This window comes from Veillonellales bacterium, assembly GCA_039680175.1.
Lineage (GTDB): Bacteria > Bacillota > Negativicutes > JAAYSF01 > JAAYSF01 > JBDKTO01.
On the sequence record JBDKTO010000015.1, the window covers coordinates 23,538 to 29,678 of the forward strand.

Here is a 6,141-nt window from a genome sequence, read left to right on the forward strand (position 1 = left end):
CTTTTTTTACTGTTAATTTAACATGATGTAAGACCGCCGTCAACTGGCCAGGCAGAACCAGTGACGAAGGAAGCGGCAGGAGAGGCCAGAAAGCAGATGACGGTGGCGATTTCTTCCGGCCGGCCGATGCGACCGAGGGGATAGACAGAGGCCATTTCTTTCAGACAGGCGTCACGATTCGGTGCCATAGCCAGTTGTTGTTTCAACAGAGGGGTATCGATATCACCGGGGCAAACGCAGTTAACCCGTACGTTATAGCGGGCCAGCTCCAGTGCCAGTGCTTTGGTGAAAATGGTTACCGCGCCTTTGGCGGCGCAGTAAGCGCTGCAGAGAATGTTGCCGTTTAGGCCGGCATCAGAGGAAACGTTGATGATGGAGCCTTGGGTTTTGCGCAGTGCCGGGACAGCGGCCTGACAGATAAAGTAAGTGCCTTTGACGTTGACATCCATAATCCGTTCATATTCTTCCGGCGTGACTTCGGTGATCGCTTTTTCCAGATAGATGCCGGCAGAGTTGACCACGATATCCAGTTTTCCATAGTGCTCCACAGTCTTATCAACGGCTTGCCGGCAGGCCGTTACCCGGGAAATATCGCCCTGGATATAGGTTGCCTGTTCGCCGAACTCAGCCAGCTCGGCGAGCGCCTGCCTGCCTTTGCTTTTTTGACTGCCGATCAAGGCAACTCTGGCTCCGCCTTGCAGCAGCAACCGGGCGGTCGCCAGGCCGATGCCGGAAGTGCCGCCGGTAATAAGGGCTACTTTGCTTTTAAAGTCGTAGAGCACGCTATATATCACCTGTCTTTTATGGGTTATGGGCCAACAGGCAAATTCCTGCTAACATGCTATGATTAACCCACAACAGCACCATTATTTAACCGTAATAAACGCTGATATTTAACAATAATATTAAGTTCACTTACATGATAGCAGTTTTTGGTATATGTTTACAGCATTTGTATAAATTTTTTTATTTACTTTATATGGAATTGTTCAAATTGTTATTGGAATATATATTGACAAAGACAACTAAGCCTATTAGTATAGTATCTGTAATGATATTCATTATCAATTAAGAATACCCTATTGTTTTAAATTATGGCAAAAATCAGGGTTTTTTTGTATATTTTATTGAAACACTATATTTTTTTGTCTACACAATGATAATGATTATTGTTATCAATTAAAAAGAAAGGAGGTGGCAGAGTGATAAAAACATTGAATGACCTTTGCCCGGGGGAGGTTGCTGTTGTTGCCAAGGTGACGGGAAACGGCATGGTCAAGCGCCGAATTATTGATATGGGTTTGGTTGCCGGTACAGAAGTGCTGCTGCAAAAGCTTGCACCCCTTGGTGATCCTATGGAAATAAAGATCAAAGGATTTAATCTTTCTTTGCGCAAAACGGAAGCGGCAATGATTGAAGTTCAGGTATGAGATAGTTTTACGATAAAAATCAGGAATGGTTTAGATAAAAGCAAAAAAAAAAGGAGGCTGCAGTATGGCAGATAATGCAGGGGTGACGGTCGCATTAGCCGGAAATCCGAATTGCGGTAAGACGACAATTTTTAATAATATTACAGGGGCTCGTCAGCATGTAGGCAATTATCCCGGGGTAACCGTTGAAAAACGGGAGGGATTCCGGCGGTTTCAAGGCAAGGATTTACTGGTAGTCGACTTACCCGGGACATACAGTCTAACGGCCAATGCGTTGGACGAACTGGCGGCACGCAACGTTATCATTAATGACAAGCCGGATATTATTGTTAATATTCTGGACGCATCGAATTTGGAACGGAACCTATATCTGGCAGTCCAGCTGTTAGAGCTGGAAAGACCGGTAGTACTGGCGCTGAATATGGCGGATGTGGCGGAAAAAATGGGTAATAAAATACAAGACAACGTGCTGGAGGACAAACTTGGCGTACCGGTAACGCGGACGGTCGGCAACCGCAATCAGGGAATGGAGGAGCTGTTACAGACCGTCATTGAAACTGCGGCCGAAAATAAGTTTCACCCGTTCACTTTAGATTATGGTGAAAAAATAGAAACAAAAATTCAGGAGCTTGCCGATGGGCTGGCAAACATGGCAGCGGTTCATTATCCATTGCGCTGGCTGGCGATTAAGCTGCTGGAAAATGATCAGCAGGTACAACAGTCTGTTGACAGCCTGCCTGGCGGAAATAAAATTTTGTCACTGGCGGCAAACGCGCGTACTGATTTAAGAGCAGCACTTGGCGAAGACCCTGAAATTATCATTGCGGAGTGCCGCTATCATTTTGCCGGTGAAATCTATCAGGCAGTGGCTGTAAAGCGCAGAAAATGGACGCAAACGGCGTCGGATAAATTGGATCGTATTTTAACCCACAGGGTATTGGGTCTGCCAATCTTTTTTGCCATTATGTGGATATTGTTTAATTTCGTGTTTGCTGTTGGTCACTATCCCCAGGACTGGATTGCAGATGGAGCAAAATGGCTGGGCGATTTTGTCGGTCAGAGTCTGGCGGAGGGCGATTTAAAGTCGCTGCTGCAGGATGGCGTGATTAGCGGTGTCGGTACGGTTTTAAGCTTTTTGCCGCAAATATTGCTGCTGTTTCTCGGCATCGCGCTTCTGGAAGACACCGGTTATATGGCCCGGGCTGCATTTGTTATGGATCGTGTCATGAGAGCGGCCGGATTACACGGGAAGTCGTTTATTCCTCTACTGCTGGGATTTGGCTGCAATGTTCCGGCGATTATGGGTACGCGAACCCTGGAAAACCCACGGGACCGCATGGTCACCATCCTGGTCAGCCCTTTTATGAGCTGCAGCGCCAGATTGCCGGTTTACGCACTTTTGATCGGCGTATTTTTCCCCGCTGAATGGGCCGGCAGTGTGATGTTCTCTGTTTATTTTATTGGTATTGCTGTAGCGGTGCTTTCCGCCGTATTGTTCCGCAAATACTTATTCCCCGGTTCAACAGAAGCTTTTGTGATGGAAATGCCTCCTTATCATATTCCCACGCTGCGCAGTATTGCGACTCATATGTGGGAACGGAGCGCGCTGTATTTAAAGAAGGCCGGAACATTGATACTGGCGGCTACTATTTTAGTTTGGTTTTTGACAAACTATCCCAGTGATCTGCCGGACGGCCGGGATTTTACCGGGGAAAAAACACAAGTGGAAGAAATGTTTACGCAGCAGACACAGAATTTTGTCTTGCAGCCTTTAGGGATAGAAACACTGGAGGCTAATCCGTCATTGCAGGAGCTGATTGCCCGTATCGACGAAGCGAATACTCTGGAAGAGGATGAGGATCCTGCAGCGCCGGCAGATGCGGCGGATGTAATAGATCAGACAAAGGAGGCCCGTCTTGCTGCCCTGGAGCAAGAACAACCGCAGCTTTTCTCCTATGCGCTGCAATATTCAGTTTTGAATCAACAAAAAGAAGATCGCCTTGACGACTTGAAAAAAGAAGAAGCATCGGAAAAACTAGCCTATAGTTATGCCGGCCGGTTTGGTAAAATGGTCGAACCGGTGATTGCGCCGCTGGGGTTTGACTGGAAAATGGGTGTCGGTCTTGTGGCTGCGGTAGCGGCGAAAGAAGTTTTAGTGAGTACTTTGGGGACAATTTATAGTGTTGGCGACGTGGAAGACGATTCGTCCGGATTGGAACAGGCAATTGCGTTGGATCCCGGATTTACGCCGCTGATCGCTTACTCTTTGATGATTTTTACCTTGCTGTACTCTCCTTGCCTGGCAGCGCTGGCCGTTGCCCGCCGGGAAACAAATTCGTGGAAATGGCCGTTGTTTAGTGCGGCGTATTCTACCGGCTTGGCCTGGATATGTGCTTTTGCCGTCTTCCAGATTGGTATACTGCTGGGATATTGAGCAATGAAAAATGACGAAACCAGAAACTGACTGCAAGACAAAAGGGAGAGACTGTTTTCTCTTCAAGCGGACTAGCATTTAGTAAACCGGTAAAAAATGCGGCGAAGCGGTATTTGACGGCTGATGAATGAAGGAGGAATCGTCTTGGTTACTAAGCTTCGACTGGCGTTACTGCTCTTAACCGTCGTTCCGCATAGCATTGTTTTTGCTATGTATAACACGGCTGTGGCAGCCGATCGCTTAGCCAGTCAAGTCGAAGCAGTATTGCTGGTGATTGCGCTGCTATTGGCATTGGGCGTACCAGGGGTCGTGGTTCGATGGCTGATTGGCAGCCCGTTAGCTAAGATCCGCCGGTTTTGCAGGCATGTTAAGCAGGGAAGTTATCAGGAGCGGCTGGTATTGCCCAATGAATCCTGCGATGGCGATGGCGAGGACGAAATCGTGGTTTTGATGCGAGATATGAACTGGATGGCCCGGCAAATTGAAATTAGGGAAAAGAATTTACAGCAGCTTATCGTTGATTTGCAGCTTTCCCATCAGCGAACAGCAGAGCAAAATCAGCATTTGGTTTCTATGAACCAGGAATTGCTGGATACGCAGCGGCGGTTAAAAGCACAAACTGCTGCTCTGGGAAAAGCCTGCTGCAGAATGCAGATTATGGCAATGACCGATCCTCTTACTGAAATTGCCAACCGGCGCTGCTTTTTCGATACCCTGAAACAAAAATTTGCCGAAGTGGAACGTAATTGTCTGCCGTTGTCTTTGGTAAGCCTGGATATTGATTGGTTTAAACTCAAGCTTTGTATTTTTCTAAACAGCATGGCCGAAATCGAATTTCTGTATTTGATCCGGATACGCACTCCATTCAGCAAGTCATTTAAATCAGTTGCGAGGAAGCGTTAATATGATGGATTATTTTACGCGGAATGATTTGCATGATATCGTTGAGGCGTTGGCTACTGCTCTTGATGCGAAGCATTCTTCTACCTTAGGACATTCCGAAAGAGTCGCGGAACTTTCGGAATTGCTGGCAAAACATCTGGGCTTATCGGCGGCGGAACGAGAAAAAGTTCATGTAGGAGCTCATCTCCATGATATTGGTAAAATAGGAATTCCTGACGCAGTGTTAGATAAGCCGGGGAAGTTAACCAGACAAGATTTTTTATTATTCGTCAGCATCCTGTCATTGGGAATGATATCATCAAAAAGGTGAAGATTCTTTTACCCGTTGCCGATATTGTGCGCCATCATCATGAGCGTTTTGACGGGAAGGGCTATCCTGACGGACTTTGCGGCAGAAGTATTTCTTTAGGAGCAAGAATTGTGGCGGTAGCGGATGCTTTTGACGCCATGACCAGCAGCCGAACGTACCGCACTGTATTTAGTTTGGGTGATACGATGAATGAAATGCTGCGCTGCCGGGGCAGTCAGTTTGATCCGGAGATTGTGGATGCATTAAGCACAATTATCGCAGAGAAAAGTCAGGCACTGCTGCATTTGTCAGTGTAAAATTTTTGATAAAGTGAGGTGGATTTGCTATGTCAGTGGTAGTAATTGGCGGTGATTATCTGGGCAGTATTGAAAAGAACCTTTATTCCATGGGGGTTACCGAATTACAGCACATCACAGGAAGGAAAGCATTGGATAAAAGCAAGGTAAGTGTACCGAAGGGGACAGATTTTATTCTAGTGTTTACGAATTATGTAAACCATGCTACGGCTCAAACTGTGAAAGAAATTGCAAAATCGCGAGCAATACCGCTGGTGTATGCTAAAAGATCCTGGCGGGCCGTAGAGGAAAAGCTAAAGAACAGTCATTTAATGGATTTTTGTTAAAGGAGGTTATGAAATGCAGACAGTCATAGTGGGAGTGATTGTAGTATTGGCATTAGGATATATGGCGTATTTAGGCTGGTGCAGAATTACGGGTAAAGACGTATGCCAGTGCGGCAGCGGGACGTGTCCAGGCGGAGAAATATGCCATTGCAAGTCATCAAAACTGCCGGAGTAATTTTTGAGGATAGATTAGGACCGGAAAACAAGAACTATTTGCAGAGGATGGTGTTTATGAAAAAAATTATTCCCTTGATGGTGCTCGGGTTAAGCGTTTATATGCTGCCGGCGGCTTTCGCCGCCCCGGTTCAGCTGACAGGCGATGTATTGGTAAAATATGAGAAAGATACGGCGTCAGGCAGTCCGGATGTTTCCGGTACGATGAGTACCATCCGGCTGAAAGCGACAACGGAGTTGGGAGATGGCTGGTCGCTGTACGCCCGCC

7 protein-coding genes and 1 pseudogene are annotated in these 6,141 nt (G+C 46.8%); 7 read left to right on the forward strand and 1 reads right to left on the reverse strand.

The window, feature by feature from the left end:
• Positions 1 to 17: 17 nt before the first annotated feature.
• Entirely contained in the window at positions 18 to 782 is a 765-nt protein-coding gene (locus tag ABFC84_02430; GenBank protein ID MEN6411604.1) for an SDR family NAD(P)-dependent oxidoreductase, read from the reverse strand.
• 423 nt (positions 783 to 1,205) lie between these two features.
• On the opposite strand from ABFC84_02430, the gene ABFC84_02435 reads away from it, so the two are divergent.
• From ABFC84_02435 to ABFC84_02465, 7 genes and pseudogenes are all read left to right on the forward strand, one after another.
• Positions 1,206 to 1,430: a FeoA family protein gene (locus tag ABFC84_02435; GenBank protein ID MEN6411605.1), complete on the forward strand. Its 225-nt coding sequence runs from the start codon at positions 1,206 to 1,208 to the stop codon at positions 1,428 to 1,430.
• Positions 1,431 to 1,494: 64 nt separating this feature from the next.
• Positions 1,495 to 3,864 carry a ferrous iron transport protein B gene (gene feoB / locus ABFC84_02440; protein MEN6411606.1) on the forward strand — a complete coding sequence of 790 codons (2,370 nt, stop codon included), beginning with the start codon at positions 1,495 to 1,497 and terminating at the stop codon, positions 3,862 to 3,864.
• Between the two features lie 123 nt (positions 3,865 to 3,987).
• The gene (locus tag ABFC84_02445) at positions 3,988 to 4,767 is read left to right on the forward strand and encodes a diguanylate cyclase (protein MEN6411607.1); all 780 of its coding nucleotides are present in this window, start codon (positions 3,988 to 3,990) and stop codon (positions 4,765 to 4,767) included.
• Positions 4,768 to 4,771: 4 nt separating this feature from the next.
• A pseudogene (locus ABFC84_02450) lies at positions 4,772 to 5,373 on the forward strand (HD-GYP domain-containing protein).
• 29 nt (positions 5,374 to 5,402) lie between these two features.
• The gene (locus ABFC84_02455; protein MEN6411608.1) at positions 5,403 to 5,699 is read left to right on the forward strand and encodes a DUF2325 domain-containing protein; all 297 of its coding nucleotides are present in this window, start codon (positions 5,403 to 5,405) and stop codon (positions 5,697 to 5,699) included.
• A gap of 13 nt (positions 5,700 to 5,712) precedes the next feature.
• Positions 5,713 to 5,874, forward strand: a complete 162-nt coding sequence (locus tag ABFC84_02460; GenBank protein ID MEN6411609.1) for a hypothetical protein — start codon at positions 5,713 to 5,715, stop codon at positions 5,872 to 5,874.
• A 56-nt stretch (positions 5,875 to 5,930) separates the two neighbouring features.
• The coding region (locus tag ABFC84_02465; protein ID MEN6411610.1) for a hypothetical protein at positions 5,931 to 6,141 on the forward strand (211 nt) is incomplete at its 3' end.

Coding starts and splice junctions, on each gene's coding strand:
- feoB (MEN6411606.1), top strand. CDS start 1,495: ATGGCAGATAATGCAGGGGTGACGGTCGCATTAGCCGGAAATCCGAAT.
- ABFC84_02445 (MEN6411607.1), top strand. CDS start 3,988: ATGAATGAAGGAGGAATCGTCTTGGTTACTAAGCTTCGACTGGCGTTA.
- ABFC84_02455 (MEN6411608.1), top strand. CDS start 5,403: ATGTCAGTGGTAGTAATTGGCGGTGATTATCTGGGCAGTATTGAAAAG.
- ABFC84_02460 (MEN6411609.1), top strand. CDS start 5,713: ATGCAGACAGTCATAGTGGGAGTGATTGTAGTATTGGCATTAGGATAT.